This window comes from Tautonia sociabilis (genome assembly GCF_003977685.1).
GTDB classification, from domain to species: domain Bacteria; phylum Planctomycetota; class Planctomycetia; order Isosphaerales; family Isosphaeraceae; genus Tautonia; species Tautonia sociabilis.
In genome coordinates this window covers 1-18,953 of record NZ_RYZH01000063.1, presented here as the reverse complement: position 1 = coordinate 18,953, position 18,953 = coordinate 1, and the positions used below count along the sequence as shown (strand labels likewise).

14 protein-coding genes and 1 pseudogene are annotated in these 18,953 nt (G+C 65.0%); 4 read left to right on the top strand and 11 right to left on the bottom strand.

Features of this window, described 5'->3' with window-relative positions; translation table 11 throughout:
* Positions 1 to 14: 14 nt before the first annotated feature.
* From TsocGM_RS22560 to TsocGM_RS22545, 4 genes are all read left to right on the top strand, one after another.
* A complete protein-coding gene (locus TsocGM_RS22560; protein WP_126727722.1) occupies positions 15 to 722 on the top strand; it encodes a tetratricopeptide repeat protein in 708 nt (235 codons plus the stop codon).
* Positions 723 to 964: 242 nt separating this feature from the next.
* On the top strand, positions 965 to 1,879 hold the full coding sequence (locus TsocGM_RS22555; RefSeq protein ID WP_126727721.1) for a DUF1559 domain-containing protein: 915 nt from the start codon (positions 965 to 967) through the stop codon (positions 1,877 to 1,879).
* A gap of 38 nt (positions 1,880 to 1,917) precedes the next feature.
* On the top strand, positions 1,918 to 2,415 hold the full coding sequence (locus TsocGM_RS22550; RefSeq protein ID WP_126727720.1) for a hypothetical protein: 498 nt from the start codon (positions 1,918 to 1,920) through the stop codon (positions 2,413 to 2,415).
* Between the two features lie 64 nt (positions 2,416 to 2,479).
* Positions 2,480 to 3,865, top strand: a complete 1,386-nt coding sequence (locus tag TsocGM_RS22545; protein WP_126727719.1) for a PepSY-associated TM helix domain-containing protein — start codon at positions 2,480 to 2,482, stop codon at positions 3,863 to 3,865.
* Positions 3,866 to 4,085: 220 nt separating this feature from the next.
* Here TsocGM_RS22545 and TsocGM_RS22540 read toward each other — a convergent pair whose 3' ends face one another.
* The 11 genes and pseudogenes from TsocGM_RS22540 to TsocGM_RS22485 all read right to left on the bottom strand — a co-directional run bounded on the left by TsocGM_RS22540 (position 4,086) and on the right by TsocGM_RS22485 (position 18,922).
* Complete coding sequence (locus tag TsocGM_RS22540) at positions 4,086 to 5,744, bottom strand: ArsR/SmtB family transcription factor (RefSeq protein WP_126727718.1); 1,659 nt, start codon at positions 5,742 to 5,744, stop codon at positions 4,086 to 4,088.
* A 25-nt stretch (positions 5,745 to 5,769) separates the two neighbouring features.
* Entirely contained in the window at positions 5,770 to 6,672 is a 903-nt protein-coding gene (locus TsocGM_RS22535; RefSeq protein WP_126727717.1) for a ParA family protein, read from the bottom strand.
* A 493-nt stretch (positions 6,673 to 7,165) separates the two neighbouring features.
* On the bottom strand, positions 7,166 to 7,414 hold the full coding sequence (locus TsocGM_RS22530; RefSeq protein ID WP_158633714.1) for a hypothetical protein: 249 nt from the start codon (positions 7,412 to 7,414) through the stop codon (positions 7,166 to 7,168).
* A 332-nt stretch (positions 7,415 to 7,746) separates the two neighbouring features.
* Entirely contained in the window at positions 7,747 to 8,574 is an 828-nt protein-coding gene (locus TsocGM_RS27325) for an IS66 family transposase (protein WP_126727715.1), read from the bottom strand.
* Positions 8,575 to 8,745: 171 nt separating this feature from the next.
* Positions 8,746 to 10,650, bottom strand: coding sequence for a TolC family protein (locus TsocGM_RS22515; protein ID WP_126727714.1), 1,905 nt, complete (start codon positions 10,648 to 10,650; stop codon positions 8,746 to 8,748).
* A gap of 397 nt (positions 10,651 to 11,047) precedes the next feature.
* Positions 11,048 to 14,431, bottom strand: coding sequence for an efflux RND transporter permease subunit (locus TsocGM_RS27320; RefSeq protein ID WP_126727713.1), 3,384 nt, complete (start codon positions 14,429 to 14,431; stop codon positions 11,048 to 11,050).
* 82 nt (positions 14,432 to 14,513) lie between these two features.
* Positions 14,514 to 15,743: an efflux RND transporter periplasmic adaptor subunit gene (locus TsocGM_RS22505; RefSeq protein WP_126727712.1), complete on the bottom strand. Its 1,230-nt coding sequence runs from the start codon at positions 15,741 to 15,743 to the stop codon at positions 14,514 to 14,516.
* Between the two features lie 310 nt (positions 15,744 to 16,053).
* Entirely contained in the window at positions 16,054 to 16,419 is a 366-nt protein-coding gene (locus TsocGM_RS22500; protein WP_126727711.1) for a hypothetical protein, read from the bottom strand.
* A 122-nt stretch (positions 16,420 to 16,541) separates the two neighbouring features.
* Positions 16,542 to 17,263: pseudogene (locus TsocGM_RS22495) on the bottom strand (hypothetical protein).
* Between the two features lie 107 nt (positions 17,264 to 17,370).
* Entirely contained in the window at positions 17,371 to 17,547 is a 177-nt protein-coding gene (locus tag TsocGM_RS27315) for a hypothetical protein (RefSeq protein ID WP_233579117.1), read from the bottom strand.
* Between the two features lie 283 nt (positions 17,548 to 17,830).
* The gene (locus TsocGM_RS22485) at positions 17,831 to 18,922 is read right to left on the bottom strand and encodes a mercuric transporter MerT family protein (RefSeq protein WP_126727710.1); all 1,092 of its coding nucleotides are present in this window, start codon (positions 18,920 to 18,922) and stop codon (positions 17,831 to 17,833) included.
* Positions 18,923 to 18,953 lie beyond the last annotated feature (31 nt).

The window sequence follows — 18,953 nt, the reverse complement described above, 5'->3', positions numbered from 1 at the left end:
AGGAACCACCACCGATGCCCGACGCCGATCACCTGACGCGACGATGCCTGGAACTACTCGAGGAGGGACACCCCGAAGTCGCCGAGGCCCTGGTGTCCGGCGCCCTGCGATCCGATCCCGAGGATGGAACGCTCCAGCAGCTCCGCGGGCTCCTTCGACGCGAGCGAGGCGATCTGGACGCCGCCCTCGCCGATCTGGAGGCTGCTTCCGCCGTCGTGCCCCTGAATCCCGCGGCCCGATGCGCGCTGGCCGACTGCTACGTCGCGGCCGAGAAGCCGGAACTCGCCCGGCTGCTCTATCGGGACCTGGCCGAGCATCCGGGATGCCCGACCGCGCTGCTCCCGCCAGTGGCGGCGGGCCTGGGGGCCGTCGGCGAGTTCAGCCTGGCCCTCTCGACGTGCAGGGAGCTGGCTCGCCGAGACCCAACGGCCCACCAGGCCTACTTCGGCATCGCGTTCTACCTCCGGAGGCTCGGCCACCCGGTCGAGGATGTGCTGGACCCGGTTCGGCGAGCCTTCGAGTTGGCGCCGGGCTCGACGCTCTATCGAGTGACCCTCTCCGCCCTTCTCGATCACGTCGGCCGGCGCCGGGAAGCGATCGAGCTGATGCGAGACGTCGACCCGGCCTCGGTCGGCTGCTCGTGCTGCCTGCATCGCGTCGCGACGCTCTTCCGACAGGCCGGCGACGACACCCGGGCCGAACGCTGGACCGCGGCCGGCTAATCCCTCCTCCCGAGCCGGGGGAGGCTTCTTTCCAGCCTCGTGTCCCCCCGGCTCATCGGGGGCCAGCCCCGAGGCTCCGTCTCGCGAATCCAAGCGCTCGAAACCGATCGTGGCCGACCCCAGGCCCGCGAGCGGATCCTCGTTCGCAACGACTCCCGGGGAGTCTCCCCGATCGACCAGAACGAACGGATTGATCGACCCCGTTTCTCCCCGACTTGCTCCAACCCATCGGAGAATCCCGAATGACGAACCGGACCCGATCGTTCTCCAGGGCGAACGGCTTCACCCTGATCGAGCTGCTGGTGGTCATCGCGATCATCGGCGTCCTGATCGCCCTGCTCCTGCCCGCCGTCCAGTCCGCCCGAGAGGCCGCTCGGCGGGTGCAATGCGTCAACAACCTGAAGCAACTCGGCCTGGCCATGCACGCCTATCACGACGCCGTCGGTTGCCTGCCGGGCTACAGGGTAACAGGGGCGGCGGCCCCGTATGCCTCGATCCTTCCGTTCCTCGAGCAGGAACCGCTGGGATCGGCCTACAACTTCGACCACCCGTGGGACTCAGCCTCGAACACCACGGTCACATCGGTTCCGCTCAATGTCTACACCTGCCCGTCCAACCCGGTCGCGGGAGAGCGCCCGGCGAGCGGCTTCGGGACGAGCGACTACACCGTGATCCGATCGGCGACGAACTGGGCCGACCACAAGGCGATGTACGAAGGGGGGGAGTACGCCCGGTTCGCCGCGGTGCGGGACGGGCTCTCGAACACCTGCATGCAGTACGAGTCGGCCGGCAGGGCGCACTGGTTTCTCCTGGGCGTCTCGGATCCCGCCTCCCCTCCCTGGGACTACTACGGAAGTGCCCCCTGGGGGACGGTCGTCGAGAGCTGGGCGGGGATCGGCAACGGCGGCTGGTGGTTCCCGGTCTCCGTCCGGCTCGACCCATCGCGAGGCACTCCAGACATCACCTGGTTCGCCGGCTCCTCGGTCATCAACGTTGGCAACTGGTACGGGGCGCCCTACTCGTTCCACCCCGGCGGAGTCAACCTCGGCATGGCGGACGGCTCCGTTCGATTCCTCAAGGAGCACACGTCGCTGGAGGTTCTCAGCGCGTTGAGTTCCCGAGACGGGGGAGAGGTCATCTCGGCCTCGGACTTCTGAACTGCATCGCGAGTCTACAACCAATTACCATTTCGATCATGAATCATCGAAACGTTCTTGTCCTGTTCGCCATTTCCGCGTTCGCCGGCTGCGGCGAGAGCTGGGAGGCGGAGACATATCCCGCGTCGGGCCGGCTGACGATCAATGGCGACCCGGCCGAGGGTGCCCTGGTGCAACTGCACGCGATCGGGGAGCCCCCGGACGAGCGGAACTCGAGGCCGTGGGGGAAAGTCCGAAGCGATGGCACCTACACCCTCTCGACCTACCGGAACGAGGACGGTGCTCCGGCCGGTGAGTACGCCCTCACGATCACCTGGCCTCCCGACTCCTCGGTCCCCTCGCTGGACGACCGCCTGGGGTTCACGTATTCCGATCCCGGTCGATCCAAATGGAAGGTCACGATCGAGGAGGGAGAGAACGAGCTGCCGCCGATCACGTTGACCGAGCCGACGCTTGATCACTCCTCCGCCGGCCGGCGGCGGCCCTTGGGGCCAATGGACGTACCGTCGGCGACGGTCGAGGGGGTCGGGCGATGAGCCGGCCCCCGGATCGGGAACGGGGGGCCAGGCATTCGTTCCATCGCTGGTCGGGAGAGGAGCAATGAGTGATCCGGTCGCATCGCCGGCCAAACGGCCGACCGCCGCTTCGCGAGAACAGGCGAGGCGGTCCGCCTCCCGATCGCCGTCGGGGAGCCTCTATCGGGTCTTCTGGCGCTGGCACTTCTTCGCGGGAGTGCTCGTCACGCCGGTCCTCCTGATCGTGACGATCACCGGCGCCCTCTCCATCTTCCGGGCCGAGATCGAGGACTATGCTCACGCCCATCTCCGGTTCGTCGAGCCCGGCTCGGCTCGCCTCCCCGCGTCGGAGCAGGTCGAAGCCGCCCGATCGAGCCGCCCGGAACTTCAGCCCGAGAGCCTGGAGCAGTCAGCCGACCCCAACCGAGCCTCGATCGTCCGGCTCGGCGACGGGACCCGGTCGTCCCGAGTCGCCGTCTACGTCGATCCATACCGAGGCGACGTGCTCGGCGCCGTCGAATCGGGAGAGCCCGACCCGCTCTCGGTGTTCTTCGACGCGACGTTGACACTCCACCGGCAACTCTTCCTTGGCACGGCCGGCCGCCTGCTGGTCGAACTGACGGTCGGATGGACGGTAATCCTGCTGATGACCGGCGCCTACCTCTGGTGGCCCGACACGATCGCCAGAACCATCGGCGTCTGGCGGCCCCGACTCCGGGGCAAGCCATATATCATCCTGAGGGATCTGCACACAGTCACTGGCATTTATGCCCTGACGCCGATGTTCCTGATCGTCGTGACAGGCCTCTTCTACACGATCGTCTGGGGGGAGGCCTTCCACCTCGCGACGCGATCGCTGGGCGGTACTCCGCCTGCGGCCTCCACTCCCGATCGAGGATCACCCGAGAAGGACCCCGGTGCCGAAGCGTCCCTGCCACTCGATCGCATCGAACAACTCGCAAGGAAGACCTATCCGGATCGGAACCTGACGATCGACCTCGACCGAGAGCCAGGGGAGGGAGTCCAGGTCCGTGCGAGCAACGACTACAATAACTCCTACGGCCCGTATGTTTCGGCGGAGCTCGAGCTCGATCCGGTCGACGGCTCGATCCGATCCCACTCGACCCTCGCCGAGAACGAACGCTACTGGTGGCACGGCTGGACCTACCCGCTGCACGTCGGCAGCATCCTGGGGCCGACGACCAAGGTGCTCTGGCTGATCTCCTGCCTGGTCCTGATCGGCCTGCCGATCACCGGCGTCTGGATGTGGTGGGTCCGCCGGCCTCCGGGTCGAACCGGTTTCCCGAAGCGCCCGGCCCGGGTCTTGCCTCCCTGGCTCATCGGCCTGGTCGCGCTTTTTGGAATCCTCCTGCCCATCGTCGGGGCGAGCATGCTCCTGATCCTGCTCGGCGAGTGGACACTCGGACTCGCTCGCCGACTCCTCCGCGTCGGTCGAGCCTCCTCCGCCTGATCACGGCGGTCCCGGATCGCGGAGGAATCGAATCGACGGGAGGTTGGGGTCGGATCGGGCCCAGCGTCCTTGCGATCCATCCTCCGCCTTCCGAGACAATCGGCATCATACCGTTCCTCGACGCTCAGGAAGCCTTCGGAATGGATTGGCTTTCTCCGATTTGTCGATCATCCCGAGGGGTCCAGGTTCAGGGCCCCCTTCCGTCCCCGCACCGGGGCCTTCAGCCCATCCCGCCGGACTGCCCCGCCGAACCATTGTCGGGCACCGTCCCCGGTGGCGGCAGCGGGATCCTCACGTCCTCGGTACAACCCAGGGCCGGGAGGTGGCCATCGGGCATTTCCCAGTCCGCATAGGCGTAGACCAGGCCGTCGGGGGCGGTCAGCTCGATCATCTCGGCGAACCATCGGGCGTACGCCGGGTCGCCGCCCGCACCTCGGGTCGCCAAGGCAGGGAAGCGGTTGAGAAACTTGTCGGCCAGGGCCGCCGGGGAATCCCCCCTGGCATCCGGCCAATTGAAACAGGCCATCCCCTGGCCGGACGAGTAGCAGGCCGCCTCCCCGTCACCGTCGGCGAGCATCGCCCCGTGACCGCTCCGGAAGTCGGCGGCCGGGGCGATCGAGCACCGCCAGTCGAGTCCCGAGGAGGAGATGCCGGGGGCGATCCGCAAACGCTCATAGCCCCGGTGATGAAGCTCCGAGACCATGAGAAGAATGCGGCGGCAAGCCCTGTGACCCGGCGTCGATCCCTCGGGTTCGTCCGCCTCCGGCTCCGATTCCTCCGGCGACGGCGGGTCCGCCATCCGGTCAGCCGTCGGTCCCGATATCTCGATCGATTCGGGCTCGCATTGAGCCGACAAACGGATGTTCTCTCGTTCCGAGACGTCGATCTCCTCGGGTTCGGGAGACGAGGTCTCGGCCTCGATGTCCGCCCCCCCCGCAGGGGAGATCAGGGGGCGAATCGCCCGCACCAACTCGTCCCCGTCCTCCCTCAGCGCGTAGTAGCTGAACTTGCCAACCCGGCTCGCCTCAACCAGGCCGCAGCCTCGAAGCCTGGCGAGGTGGTGGCTGACAGCGGGCTGGCTCTGGGCACCGAGGTCAAAGCAGAGTTCCCCGACGTTCCGCCGGCCCTCGGCCAGCAGCAGCAGGATCTGCAGCCGAGTCGGGTCGGCGGCCTGCCGGAGTAGTTCGATCGTCCGGCCCCCGGCCTGGGATTCGAGCCGACCAGCAACCCCGATGAGCCTCCGGCCCCGATCGGTCAGCCCGTAGGAGTTGAACTTCCCCTCCCGGCTCGGCTGGACCAGCCCCGAGAGCTTGAGCTGCGACAGATGATGGCTCACGGCGGGCTGGGACTGGCCACCCAGGACCTCGCAAAGCTCGCCGACGTTGTGGTCGGCCTCGGCAAGCGTCGAGAGAATCTGGAGCCGGGTCGGCTCGGCGACAAGCCGAAATCGCTCGGCCACGACCCGAACGTCCCTGGAGTCGATCGTGGTCGTCGGCCCGTCTGTCAGAGGATTCGAGGATGACATCTCCTCATCATCATTCGTCCCTTCCGCGTTCCGTTCCGTGATGTCGATCGGATCGAGGTCGAGCCAATCCTCCGCACCGGAGCAGGACTCGGTGATCTCCTGAGACTCGTCCTCAGCCTCGACGCCGGAGAAGGTCCCTTCATCCTCGCCACGACCCTCCTGGGACTCCCCGCCGGAGGCGTCGCCCCCTTCGATGACGAAGGGGGGGCTCGTCCCGGCTTCCTGCTCGACGTCCGCCTTGGGATCGGCACGCTGATGAGACCTCCTCAACTCGGCGGTCAGGTCCGCGATTTCTCGGGCCGTTCCGTCGGCCTCGACGATGACTCCATCGACCAGGATGATCTTCACCTTCATCGCCCGCCGTCCCCGAAACGCTGCATCAGACCTTGGCGGCAACTGTCGCCCCGTTGACCCCTGCCTTCTGCCACTCGCTCCGCTGGACAATCTCCCCGGTCAGGTCCCGATAGAGCGAGGCGAAGTTGCCCGAGTACTTGGCGTTGAACGATTTTGGCTTCCGGTTCGGCTCCGACGCCATGGCGATGGCGGCAGCGTTCGGGATCACCGTCTCAAACGGCCGGGGAAGCTGCGAGTACGGCTCGATGCCCTTTCCCGCCGCCTCGACAACCCGGCGGTGCACGGCGTTTTGCTCCCGGTAGAGCGACCAGAGCGTGCCGAGCCCCTCGATCTTCACGCCCATCCGCCGGATGCGGTCCTGGAGCCACAGCGACCCCCGCACCGAGAGCCGATCGGGGATGGCGGGCACGATGTAGGCATCGGCCACGGTCAGGAACACCCGCACCTGCTGGGGGATGCTCGGCGGGCAGTCCACAATCGTGACGTCGTAGCTCGACCTCAGCCACTTTTGGAGCATCGACCTCCTCCGGCTGAAGATGGCGTTGAACTCCTCGGTGGACTTGTAACCGTGTCGGGCCTTGGCCACGTTCGTCTGAAAATCGTCGATGCGGATGGAGCAGGGCATCACCGACAGGTTGTCCAACCCATCACCAATGTCCGACGCCTTCGGAATGACGTAGGCGGGGAACTGCTCCGAAGCGAACTCGTTGTCGAGCATCGCCAGCAACAGGTCATGCAACGTGATCTTGCGGCGTTCACAATGCAACAGCCGGCTCTCTCCCAGGAGCAACTCGCCCGCCGTGCACTGGTGGTCGGCGTCGATCAGCAGGGTCCGGTAGCCCGAGTCGGCCAGGCATTCGGCCACGGCGACGGCGTTGGTCGTCTTGGCCACACCGCCCTTGAGGTTCACGATCAGCAAGATGGACATCGAAAGGTCCTCGGGGTCCCTGGGCCAGCCCTCCTTGCCTGTCAACGACTCCCTTCGGGTTGACTCGGGTGGGGCGGAAGGACCAACCCCCCACACGCAACCAAACAAACACAAACCTCATCTGAATTCGAAGGTTGCACTTAACTTGGTAGTTTACACCGCCGACTCCTTGATGCAAACACACAGGCCCTGCCGCTCCGGACGATTGCACCGGTTCGTTCGGCCATTGGTGCCCTTGCCTTCGGAAGGACGTTCGGGTTCCGCCCGAGGGCCGCCCCCGAGGGACGTGACACCGGATGAATCGCTGCTGGCCGCCATCCGACCGCGGACCGCCCCGAAATGCCGCCGCGGTTTCCGCCGCCCCATTGCCTCGCTGATGGCTCGAACCTTTTTCGGCCGGCTCTGCCGCCAGACCGAGTTCGCGGCCAGCGCCCGCTGGGCCCGGCACCAATGAGACGAGTTGGTAACCGTTCACAGAGTGGGATAGACGGTATCAGGCAACCTTGACCTTTGGTTGTTTCGCTGGCACGAGGGAGGGGATCGCTTGGCCACCGCGAGCCGCTTCGAAGCAGGATGTCAGGTCGTCCAGCACGTACCTCCCCTGCTGGAGGCAGGTGGCCGCCACATTCCGCATTCGCTCGACGAACCAGCTCCCCGCCACGCTCTCGATTCCCCCGCTGATCCGACGCCAGATCACCGCGTGCCGCTCGGCACGCTCCGCGGCATTGTTCGTCGGCGGCACGCTCTCCACCCGCCCAAAGTCAACAGACTCTCCTCGACCCGCCGGATCTCGGCGCAGGAGCCCCGGGTCCGAGCGCGGTCGCGGCGCACCCCGTCCTCCAAGGCCGTCTTGAACTCACACCTCAACCGGGCCATCGCCGTGCGGAATCGCCCCCGATCCACCTTCTCGGCCTCGAGTCGATGCCACCAGCGGAACAGCCGATCCGACAGACGAGGCAGCTCCTTCCCGATCGGCTCGGCGGCCCCGCCGCGATCGATCATCGCCTGGAAATCGCGGCGGAGATGGCTCCAGCAACTCTGCCGGCTGGCCGCCGCGATCCAATCATGGGAGCTTCAGCGATCCGTCACCGCGACCGGGCCGACTTGAGTCCCCAGGACGGCCTGGGCGACCTTGGCGCTGCGGTTGGGGGCGATCGTGAAGACTGTGAAGCTCGCCGTCACCGCCACCCACAGCCAGTTCTGATGCCGGTCCTCACGCCAGCCGGTCTCGTCGGCGTGGGTCACCTCCGCGGTGTGGACCGCCGTGGCCAGCTCGTTGTGGGGGGCCCGAAGCACTTCGGCCGAGAGCCGCGCCAACTCGCTGATCATCCCGGTGGAGATCGACGGCCCGAACAGGTCGCCGGCCAGTTGCTGGCTCCGCCGCTTGCTCCGGCGGTAGGCACCGGCCAGGGTGGCCAGGGTCGCCTGCCGGGAGGGGCCGAAGCGAGTCTTGGGGACGCCCTCGGGCAACGTGCCGCAGGTGGACGAACCGCAGCCCGGGCAAGCCAGGCGATGCAGCCGGTCTTCGTCAACGATCGGCTCGATTTTGGGCAGCTCGGCGACCTGATGGATCAGGGGATCGGGGTCCTCCCCCGAGAACTCCTGGCCACATCGACGGCACGCCTCGGGCGTGCAGTCGGTGGACGAGCGGAGCTTCTCGGGAGGGACCAGGGCGCGGAACGCCTCGCGATGGCCGGGTTGCCCGCCCCGCTTCCGCTGGGACGGCGGTGTGGGCGGCTTGCGTTTCAGGACGATCGGGTCGGAGGAGGGTGGCTTGGAGGAGTTGGTGGAGTCGAGTTGGAGCCTGGCCTGGAGGTCACGGACCGTGGCCTCCAGGGCGGCGATCCGATCCCGCATCGCCGCCCTGGCGTCCAGCAGGGCGGTCCGGGCATCGGCGGGCACGGTGTCCCAGAGTGGTTCAGGAATCGGAAGCCGCTGGATCGGAGACAGGAATTCGCAATCGCGCCACGGGGTATTCGGGGTGTGAACGGCTACCTTCAAGTTTGAGGGGCGCACTTCAAATGCGAATCACAGCGGACCGCACGCTCGAATTCATCAACCAGCCAAGATAAATCATTTTGCCAAATCGTGTTCGGTCGTTCCGTCGCCAAGGTCCTGCGTCCTCGGGCTCGGGAAACGCACGATGGCCTCGGACCCCGCGGAGATTGTCCCCGTCAGGTCGAACGGGCCCGGTTCGTCAGGGGGCGGCGGGGAGTTCGGCAACGCGGGAGGGAGACCCGAATCGTCGGAGGACTCCGCATCGGGGATCGGCAGGGCCGGCCCGGGGGCTGCCTCGATCACGGCTGGGGAGGTCGGAAGCACGGGGTGTGGGTCCGCGGTGAAGGTCTGGGCACGGTAGGGGAGGATCCGTTCGAGGGAAGCCCGAAGGGCCCTGAAATACTTGCCCGAGCCGTAGTGGATCTGTGAGAGCTTCCAGAAGTCGTCGTCGCTAAGGGCTTCGTGGACGTGGGGAATCGGGTGGAGCAGCTCTTCCCGCTCTGAAATCGACAGCAGGGCACCGCCACCGAGCGCCTGGTATGCGCGAACGGTGGCGGTCAATTGCAGCTCCTTGGTGTCGATCAGAGCCGTCCTCGCGTCCCGAAGGTCGCGCTGGGCGGTGAGCACGTCGAGGTACTCGACGCGTGCGAACTGGAAGAGCTGGTTGGCGACGTCGACCGCGGCTTCCAGCGAGGTTAACTGCTGCTTCTTGATCGCGACGCTCCGCGAGTAGTTTTGGACCTCGGTCAAGCGATTGACGACCTCGGTGAAGGCTCCGAGGATGGTGCGTTGGTAGTCGTAGATGGCCTGGAGCTGGCGGGCGTTGGTGGTAAGGTACTCGGCCTTGATCGACCGCCGGTTGACGAGCGGGCCGACGAATCCGGCGAAGACGTTGCCGGCGATCGCTGTTGGCGAGAACAGGCCCGCCAAGTTGAAGGACTCCCAGCCGACACCCGCGTTGAGGATCAACTGGGGATAGAAATTGGCGCGGGCGACCGCCACGTCGAGCCCGGCGGCGACCAGCTCGCGCTCGGCCTGGCGGATGTCGGGCCGGTTCTGGAGCAGCTCCGAGGGCACGCCAACCCCGATGGTGTTGATGTCCAGGTCGAAGAAGTTCGCGGAATTGCGGCCGACCGGCTGCGGATAGCGGTAGGCGAGGACGTTGATGCGGTTCTCGGCCTCGATGATGTCCTGGGCGACGATCAGCAATTCGCTCCGGTTGCGGTTCAGCTCGGCTTCGAACCGGAGGACGGCCAGCTCGGTATCCCGGGCGGCTTCTTTCCTGGCCTCGGCGACCCGAAGGCTCTGCTCGAGGAACGCGTTGATTTGGTTGAGGTTCTCGAGCCGCTTGTCCAGCGCCATCAGGCGGTAATAGTTCTCGGCGATCTCGGCGACCATGCCGATCACGAAGGAGTTCCGCCGCTCGATGGCGGCAACGTAGCGCTGGGCCGCCGCGTCCCTGGCGTTGCGGAGCTGCCGGTAGATGTCAAGCTGCCAGGTGAGGTTGGTGCCGACGAAGTAGGAGGCGTGCGGGTTCTTGAAGAATTTCTCGGGGTTCAGGACGAAGGGTTCGACCTTGATGGCGGCCCCCTCGATCGTCCGCTCGCTGAACCGCTCGAGGCCCGCCGAGGGTCCGGCGGTGAGGAACGGAAGATAGGCACCGGACCGCGCCAGGATCTCGGTGCTGGCGATCTGCACCTCCTCGTTGAGGATTCGCAGCTCCCGGTTGTTGGCCAGGGCCTGTTCGAGCAGTCCCAGCAGGAGCGGGTCCTGGTAGAACTCCGCGGCCCCGAGGTCAGCGGAGTTCACGGGGCTGGTCGCCCCGACGAAGCTCTCCGGCAGGGGAGGAGGCGGCTGCGCGTGACGACGCGGGGGGATGCCGCAGGCCGGGAGGGTAAGCAGAAAGATGCCGCAGGTGACCGCCCGCGCGATCGGGCGTACCCTACGCCTCGCGTTCGAGAATTTCGCCGAGAAGGCCATCAGCCTCGTCCCTGAAGGGTGATCAAAGCCCGGCGATCCCGCCGAGCGATCCTGTGGCGTCAGCGTCGCGGCTCGCGTCCGGCATGTCCTGGGCCGCCTCGACCGGTGGCCGAGCCCGGCAGGACGCGCGAGGGTGGGAACCTAGGTTTGATCGGTTCCTGCGGGACGCGCCTTGAGCGCCGATTCGTTCGGTTGTTGGAATCGGAGGGGCGGCACCGGGGGGGGCGAGCCCGGGAATCATCCCACCCTCGTCCGTCTCCCATCGGCGCAAGGCAAGCGGCGGCGGAGTACTGCCCCGCCGCCGCTCGATCCTCGTGCCGTGGCTGATCCCGGCCGGGCGGGACGCCGCTGCTGTTTCCGGCCGCCGGGGCGACCGGAGCCGCCCCCCGGGAGCCGATCACCCCTGATCCAAGTCGGCCTCGTTCAGGTTGGCGACGGACGGATACTCGAAGACCTCGCTCACCGGGTTGTTCGACTCATCCTGGAGGAGTTTGCGGCCGTCGGCAAGCTTTCCGAACAGGTAATACAGCCCCGGGATGACTAGAACGCCGACCAGGGTGCCCAGGAGCATGCCGCCGGCTCCCGTGGTGCCGATGGTGCGGTTGCCGATCGCGCCGGCTCCGGTGGCGAAAACCAGAGGGAGCAGACCGGCGATGAAGGCGAAGGAGGTCATCAAGATGGGACGGAAGCGGAGTTTGCCGGCCTCGACCGCCGCGTCGACCAGCGATTGCCCCTCCTGACGCCGCTGGACAGCGAACTCGACGATCAGGATGGCGTTCTTGCCCAACAGGCCGACGAGCATGATCAGGCCGATCTGGGCGTAGACGTCGTTGGCCAGTCCCATGAGCTTCAAGAAGAAGAACGAGCCGAAGACGCCGATCGGGAGCGACAGGATCACGGCCAACGGCAAGATGAAGCTTTCATACTGGCCGACCAGCACGAGATAGACGAAGGCGACGACGATGAGAAAGATGTAGACCGCCTCGTTTCCCTTGCGCGACTCGTCGTAGGAAAGGCCGGCCCAGTCGATGTCAAAGCCGCGCGGCAGGGTCCGCTCGGCGACCTCGGTGATGGCCTTGATCGCCTGGCCGGAGCTGTAACCGGCCGCCGGGGCGCACTGGATCGGGGCGGCGGTGTAAAGGTTGAATCGGTTGATCTCGTTGAGGCCCTGCTTTTTCTCGATTTTCATGAATGAGGAGTAGGGGACCATCTCCCCGTGTTCGTTGCGGACGAAGAGGTTCTCCAGGTCTTCGGGGAATCGGCGAAACTCTGGCTTGGCCTGGACGAAGACCTTGAAGAACTGGTTGAAGCGGATGAACCCCTGTTCCCAAGTGCTGCCAATAAGGATGTTCAGGTTGTCCATGGCGGTCTTGATGGAAACGCCCTTCTGCATGGCGACATCGTTGTCGATGATCAGTTCGTATTGCGGATAGTTTGATGCGTAAAAAGTGAACAGATTGGACAATTCGGGACGTTCTCTCAGGGCGGCCATGAACTGTTCGGTCACCTCGCCGAGCCGCTGGTAGTCGTTGGAGTTGGTTTTGTCGAGGACCAGCAGCGAGAGGCCGCCGGCGGTTCCGAAGCCGGGAACGGCCGGAGGTTCGAAGAACTCGAGGCGGACGTTGCTCATCTGTTGGCAGCGTTCTTCCAACTCCTCGATGATCTCCCGGGCGGTGCGTTCGCGTTCGGCCCAATTCTTGAGGTTGATGATGCAGGTGCCGGCATTGGAGCCGCGCCCTTCGGTGAGGACCTCGTAGCCGGCCAAGGAGGTGACGGAGGTGACTTCCGGAATTTCCTTGACGATTTCTTCCAGTTCGTGGCTCTTGGCGTTGGTGTATTCGAGGGTGGAGCCCGGAGGGGTTTGAAGCACGGCGTAGATGATTCCCTGGTCTTCCCCCGGGATGAAGCCGGTTGGCAGCTCCAGGTTGACGCCGACGGTGCCGGCGGCGAAGGCGCCGACGACGGCGACGGTGAGCAGCCGTCGCATGGCGACCCGACGGACGATCGCGGTGTATCCGGCGGTGACGAACTCCACGGCGCGGTCGAAGGGGCGCTGGATCAGCGGCAGGAGGATGAACCCGAACCCGATCGGCCCCCAGAGCTCATAGGCCAGGTAGGTGACTCCGGCCAAGACGAGCAGTCCGCCGATGGCCAGTAGGAGCAGCCGTCCAAGACGCCGGGGTCGGGACCGGTTCTCCGAAGGCTCGTCGCCGTTGAGCCCGAGCCCATGCCTCTGGACGTCCGAGGAGGAGTTGGCGTCGTCGTGAGTGTGGGCATGGGGCTTGAGGATCATCGCGCAGAGGACGGGAGTGAGGGTCAGAGCCACCAGGCCGGAAAGGATGATGGAGCTGGCCATCGTGATCCCGAACTGGCGGTAGAACTGGCCGACTGGTCCGGGGATGAAGGTGACGGGGACGAAGACGGCGGTCATCACCAGCGTGATGGCGATGATGGCGCCGCTGATCTCGTGGAGGACCTCCATCGTCGCCCGGTACGGTGGGAGATGCTTCTCCGCCATTTTGGCGTGCACCGCCTCGACCACGACGATGGCGTCGTCCACGACGACGCCGATCGCCAGAACCATGGCGAAGAGGGTGATCAGGTTGATCGACAATCCAAGCAGTTGCAGAACGAAGAAGGTCCCGATCAGAGAGACCGGCACCGCCAGGGTCGGAATGAGCGTGGAGCGAAGGTCGCCGAGAAACATGTAAACAACCAGCGAAACCAGGATGAAGGCCTCGACCAGGGTGTGCACGACTTTCTCAATCGATGCATCCAGAAATTTGGAGACGTCGTAAGCGAGCTCGTAGTCCATACCGGGAGGGAACGATTCTTCCTTGATTTGCTCGAGCTCAGCCTTGATGGCCTTGATCACCTCGGCGGCGTTGGAGCCGGGGGCTTGTTTGAGGATGATGGAAGCGGCCGGATATCCATTGATATCAGAATAAATATCGAAAAACTGAGGGCCCAGCTCGACCTCGGCCACGTCGCGAAGCCGCAGGATCTCGCCGTCGGGACTGGCTCGGAGGATGATGTTCTCGTATTGGTCGGGCTTGTTGTACCGGCCCACGTAGGTGAGGACGTATTCCTTGGATTGCGACGTCTTTCCGGTGGCCTGGCCGAGCCGGCCGGGAGAGCCGATGATGCTCTGCTCGGCGATCGCCTCCATGATCTCCTCGGAGGAGACGTTGTAGGCCCGCATCCGATCCGGATCCAGCCAGACCCGCATGGCGAAAATGCGATTGCCCAGGTTTCGGGGCAGGCCCATCCCGCGGATTCGCTTGAGCCGCGGCATGACATACACGTTGGCGAAGTTGAACAGATCTTTCTGGTCGGCGTTCGGGTCTGTGCTGAAAAGATTGACATACATCAGCATGCTGGGAACAACCTGGCTGACCAGGATCCCTTCGCGCACGACCAGCGGTGGGAGCTGGAAGAGCACGATGTTGACCCGATTCTGCACGTTCACCACGTTGATGTTCGGATCGGTGCCCGGCTCGAAGTAGATGGTGATCGCCGCCTCGCCGGCACTGGTGGCCGAGGAGGTCATGTACCGCATGTTCTGGACGCCGTTGATCGACTGCTCCAGCGGGATCAGGACCGAGTCGACCAGGACGTTGGCACTGGCGCCAGGGTAGGAGATCGTGACCATCACCGTCGGCGGCGCCACCGAGGGGAATTGTGCCACCGGCAGCGTCTCGATCCCCAGCACCCCGAGGAACAGCAGGATGATCGATATCACAATCGCCAGGGCCGGCCGATAGAGAATTTTTGTGAACATATCGGTATCGGTTCGCGGTTGGGCGGGATGGGCGGCACGGGGAGGGGACGGGGCGTGCGTGCGGGGGAAAACGGGCGGGGACCTACTCGGCGTGGTACTTCAGATGAGAAAGGACCGTCTGGGGATCTTCGAATTCGTAGGAAATCGTCTCGCCATCTCGAACGTCTCGGACGCCTTCGAGAACGATGTTCTCGGTCTCGTCCAGACCGTCCTGGATAATGTAGATATCATCCTTCTCATGCTCAACGGTGATGAGCCGTTGATGAGCCACGTTCTTGTCGTCGATGACAAAGACGTAGCGCTTGTCCAGCAGCTCGAAGGTCGCGCGTTGCGGGATCACCAGAACGTCTTTGAGCACCTGGCTGATCAACACGGTGCCGGTTTGGCCGTGGCGCAGCAGGCGGTCGGGGTTGGGGAAGTCGGCCCGGAAGGGGATGGTGCCTGTCTCGTTGTTAAACTTCGCCTCGATCGCTCCGATCGTGCCGACGTGTGGGAAGAGTTCGCCATTGGCCAGTTTCAGCTCGATTCGCTCGTCATCGCCGTGCTTGGCCCGGTTGGACATGTAGGCGAGGTAGGCGGCCTCGGGCACGTTGAAGTAGACCCACATCACGCTGTTGTCCGACAGGGTGGTGAGCATGTCTCCCTCGGCGATCAGGCTGCCGAGCTGATGGTGGAGCCGATCGACGATGCCGTCGAAGGGGGCGACGACGTTCGTGAAGTTCAATTCGGCGCGCGCCAGCTCCACGCGCGCCTTGGCTTTGGCCAGTTTCGCCTCAGCTAGCTTCACCTCGTTGGAGGAGACCACATTCTGGTCGGCCAGTTGTTTGGAGTACGAGTATTCCAGTTCGGCCAGTTGCGCCTCGGCTTCTTCGGCGGACAGGCGGGCCTGGTAAAGAACCGGGAGGATCTTGAAGAGGAGGTCGCCTTGCTTTACCTGCTGGCCTTCATTGATCAGGATTTCTTGCAAGTAACCGCTTTCCAGGGCGCAGACTTCGATGTGACGCTGGGAGTGGATCTGGCAGACGTAGGGCTCGGTGATGGTGACATCCATCACCTGGGGCCTCGTGACCACGATCTTCTGATGCTCCTGGTGCGCCTGCCCCTCGGGCTCGGCGGCCATGGCCATGCCGCTGAGACTGTCGATGGTCATGCTGCCGGCGCGGTCGAGCACGGACTCGATCCCGGCCGCATCGATCGCCGGGACGATGTCGACGCCCACCTCCTCCAGGGCCAGGATCGCGCCCGATGCCGGGACGAGGACGAGCAAGAGCGTCACGATCGGATGACGACGGGCGAACGCGAACGGATTCATGGTCGGAGGACCTCGGGCTACGAAGTGTCTGACTGATCGGGACCACGCCGCGCGGGGAGACATGCTCGGTCCGTCCAGAGCGAGCGGCCCTCCTGCACGCGGCCATGCATTTATGAATGAAATGCGCAGCCCTACGCAGCAACGCCCCCGCATCTCCGGATCGACGCGATGACGTCATGGTCCAGAGATCGGTGGGGACGGTTCAGCTCGCCGAAGGCGGCGGAGCGAGGCCCACAACGAGATTAGGCCGACCGTCCGTTGGGGGGATCGCCGACATTCGCAGGCGTGGAAGGGTCGAGGCGATCACCCATCAACAGCGAAGCGGGACGGCGGCGATCCTCGGCGAGTTGCCCGGAATCGGCCCGGAGACGACCTTGATTGGAATCTCCGGTAGAAGGAAGGCGAGGGAGACGTAGTGGGGGAAGTCGTCGAACGACTCTTCCTCATCCTCCTCGATCATGTGGGGAAGGTGGGCGTCAAGGGAGGATGCCCCAGCCGACGTACCTGGGATGAAGATCGCTGCGGGACCTTCAGAAGTGATGACAGTCTTCCGAACAAGGAGATCGGAGTCGTGATGAGCGGTTCGCGCCTTCGGGAGGATCATCAACCAAGCGAGGGCGCCTAGCATCAGCGCGATCGAGCAGAGGAAGCGTTTTGTCGCGAACGGAGGCTTCATCACGTGCCTCTCTCCGTCGACATTTCGATACGACTATCGATTATTCTAGAAACGACCGGCAATCATGTCAAGTCCAGCGTCGTTCAGTCGTTCAGGGGGGGTGTAGCTCTCGATCCTGGAGGTCAGGCGGTGGGGCGTGACCAGAGGTCGTCCCATTCGGGTGTGTCGAGGGTGGCGACCAGGGTAGCCATCCCGTCCAGGTTCCCGGCGTTCCAGCCCCGGCCCGGGACCTTCAGCCCGCGGCCGGTCCGGCGGGCTAGGCCCTCCACCGCTCCGCTGCCGATCGAACGCCCTGTCCGCAGCCGGCCGTAGGAGCCGATCCGCTCGGTGTGCTTGGCGAAGTCGCCAATCATCTCGTCCAACGCCGCCGGCCCGGCCTCCGTCCGGCCCTCGAAGGCCGTCGCGCCGACATGGTCCAGCAGCCCGGGCCAGCTTCAGCTCACGCCAGCCGCTCACGCCAGCCGCCGCGGGTGGGGACCAGGACGCCGTCGGCGAGGAACTCCACCTCGAGTGCCGGACTCGCCCCGTCCTGCTTGTCCCGGGCGAGGGCCTTGGCCAGGGCCGTCGTCGGCGTCTCTTCGCGACGGCGGCCGATCGCCCGGGCGGCCCGGTGGGCGTGGCGGCGGATCGTCCCGTCATTCAGGCGGAGGCCGGCCAGCTCCTCCAGCCGGGCCGCGGCGACCTGGAAGGACCAGCTGGCGGCGGCCGTACAGGCCAGCCGCACCGCCCCCGGGCTGAGGAAGCCCTCCAGGCCGATCCGCTCGTCGGCCGGGTAAGCCATCATCCCGCACCCGCCGCACCGCATCGAACGCCGCGCGGCGACGACCCGACCGGCGGCGGTCACGACCGCCCGGGACGCCTTGTCCTTGATGAGGCGGCGTCCGCCGCGGGAGCAGGCTCGGCCGGGAGCCCCTGGTTTTCCGCCGCCTCGGCCTGGCGGCGGAACGCCGCCTAAAGGGTCGTCCAGGTCAACTCGCGGCCGGAGCGGACGGCGGCCGCCTCGGCGATCGCCAGCACCTGACCGTCAGGGGCAGCGTCGGAAACCGCCTCCAACTCGCGGGCCATCGTCAGGGCCTGCTCCAGCAGGATCACCTCCAACTCCGTCCGCACCATCACCGTCCGCTCCATCGCTCCGCCTCCTGAGTCCACCGGGCCTCCACCTCACCCCATTCATCTCCGAGGCCCGGTCGAATCTCCAGGATCGAGAGCTACACCCGTTTTGGTTCGGGATTTTGGTTCCCGGACCGCCGGAGGGTATTCTAGGATCGCCGTAAGTCGTCTACCAGTCTTAGTCGGGGTGACAAGACGGCTATTGAACTTTTCCTGGCCGGAATCCGGGGCTGGGAAGCCGGGATGTGTGGGCATTTCTCCGGCGAATCCGATGGCCACCCACAGGAGTAGGTCCTGAATTTCACTGGATATGACCCGCGAAGCCTGACTCCGCGATGGCCTTGAAGACATCGTCTTTCGGAAACGGGCAGCATGATTTAGTAGACAGGATCGCCTGCTTCTTTGCATAGTCGACTCTGGCATTCAAGACGCCGGGTACGTCTTTCAGGCGGCCCTCCAACGCAACGGCACATCCCTCGCAGGTCATTCCGTCGATGGCGATGGTCGTGTTGGTAACGAATGGGCTTTCGGTCACGGTGTCGCTGGAACTTTCCCGGTCAGCAATCAGAGCGCCGACATAATTTGGTAAGAGCAAGAACGCAACCGCCAAGAAGGTCACGGCCCAGAGCATGACCTTGTTCATTGCCACCATGCTGAAACGCCCCTTTTGAGCAGAGTCGCAGCAATCGGCGTCGGTGATTCCCTCAGCAGCCGACACCGGAGGACAACAATCATGTGCGGCACGCGAAGCCGACTTCTTCGGACGATAGGCGAAGTAGAACGCCGCCGCCAGGAAGCCGAACGTCACCACAATGAATAACGGCCGGTACGTTTCAAGCGTGGCAGCAATGCCGACGCCGGAGACGCCGATGGTCAGCAGCAGCAGCGGCAACCAACAACAGGCCGAGGCCATGATCGCTGAAAAAACGGTGCCGATCTTGGCAATCCGTTCGCCGCGATTCGATGGTGACCTGAGAGGTGTCGTGACAGGTCCGATTTCTGAGTCGTTCGTGGTCAATTCCTCCTGGGCGATCTTGATTCCTTTCGTCACGCTGCCCAGGCAACACGCCCCTGACGGGTTTTCCGTTTCGCAACGGCAACCGGGGTCTTTCATCTTCGCCCGAATGTCCTGCAAAGCGTCGCTGTGCCCCTTCGTGCGGAACTCTTCCTTGATGCTGGCGACCGAGTGGCCGAAGCAGTAGCAAAGCGGTCGGTCTCCCGCCTTTTCCTTCACGCCGACGGGCACACGCAACTGGGACTTCAGGAAGGTGCGGTCGCTGGTCTCGGACAAGTAAACGGGCGTGACTCGCCGCCCGCTCTCCTGGACTTCCTTTCCAGGGAACGAGTTACGGTGGTAGGGAGTGGAAAGCGAGGCCCCGCTGGGGCAGAACATCGGTTGCTACCGATCCGATGTGACCGCACCC

Bases quoted from the DNA above. Each gene is read 5' to 3' on its own strand.
- TsocGM_RS22560 (WP_126727722.1), top strand. From the start codon at position 15: ATGCCCGACGCCGATCACCTGACGCGACGATGCCTGGAACTACTCGAG.
- TsocGM_RS22555 (WP_126727721.1), top strand. From the start codon at position 965: ATGACGAACCGGACCCGATCGTTCTCCAGGGCGAACGGCTTCACCCTG.
- TsocGM_RS22550 (WP_126727720.1), top strand. From the start codon at position 1,918: ATGAATCATCGAAACGTTCTTGTCCTGTTCGCCATTTCCGCGTTCGCC.
- TsocGM_RS22545 (WP_126727719.1), top strand. From the start codon at position 2,480: ATGAGTGATCCGGTCGCATCGCCGGCCAAACGGCCGACCGCCGCTTCG.
- TsocGM_RS22540 (WP_126727718.1), bottom strand. From the start codon at position 5,744: ATGAAGGTGAAGATCATCCTGGTCGATGGAGTCATCGTCGAGGCCGAC.
- TsocGM_RS22535 (WP_126727717.1), bottom strand. From the start codon at position 6,672: ATGTCCATCTTGCTGATCGTGAACCTCAAGGGCGGTGTGGCCAAGACG.
- TsocGM_RS22515 (WP_126727714.1), bottom strand. From the start codon at position 10,650: ATGGCCTTCTCGGCGAAATTCTCGAACGCGAGGCGTAGGGTACGCCCG.
- TsocGM_RS27320 (WP_126727713.1), bottom strand. From the start codon at position 14,431: ATGTTCACAAAAATTCTCTATCGGCCGGCCCTGGCGATTGTGATATCG.
- TsocGM_RS22505 (WP_126727712.1), bottom strand. From the start codon at position 15,743: ATGAATCCGTTCGCGTTCGCCCGTCGTCATCCGATCGTGACGCTCTTG.
- TsocGM_RS22500 (WP_126727711.1), bottom strand. From the start codon at position 16,419: ATGAAGCCTCCGTTCGCGACAAAACGCTTCCTCTGCTCGATCGCGCTG.
- TsocGM_RS27315 (WP_233579117.1), bottom strand. From the start codon at position 17,547: ATGGAGCGGACGGTGATGGTGCGGACGGAGTTGGAGGTGATCCTGCTG.
- TsocGM_RS22485 (WP_126727710.1), bottom strand. From the start codon at position 18,922: ATGTTCTGCCCCAGCGGGGCCTCGCTTTCCACTCCCTACCACCGTAAC.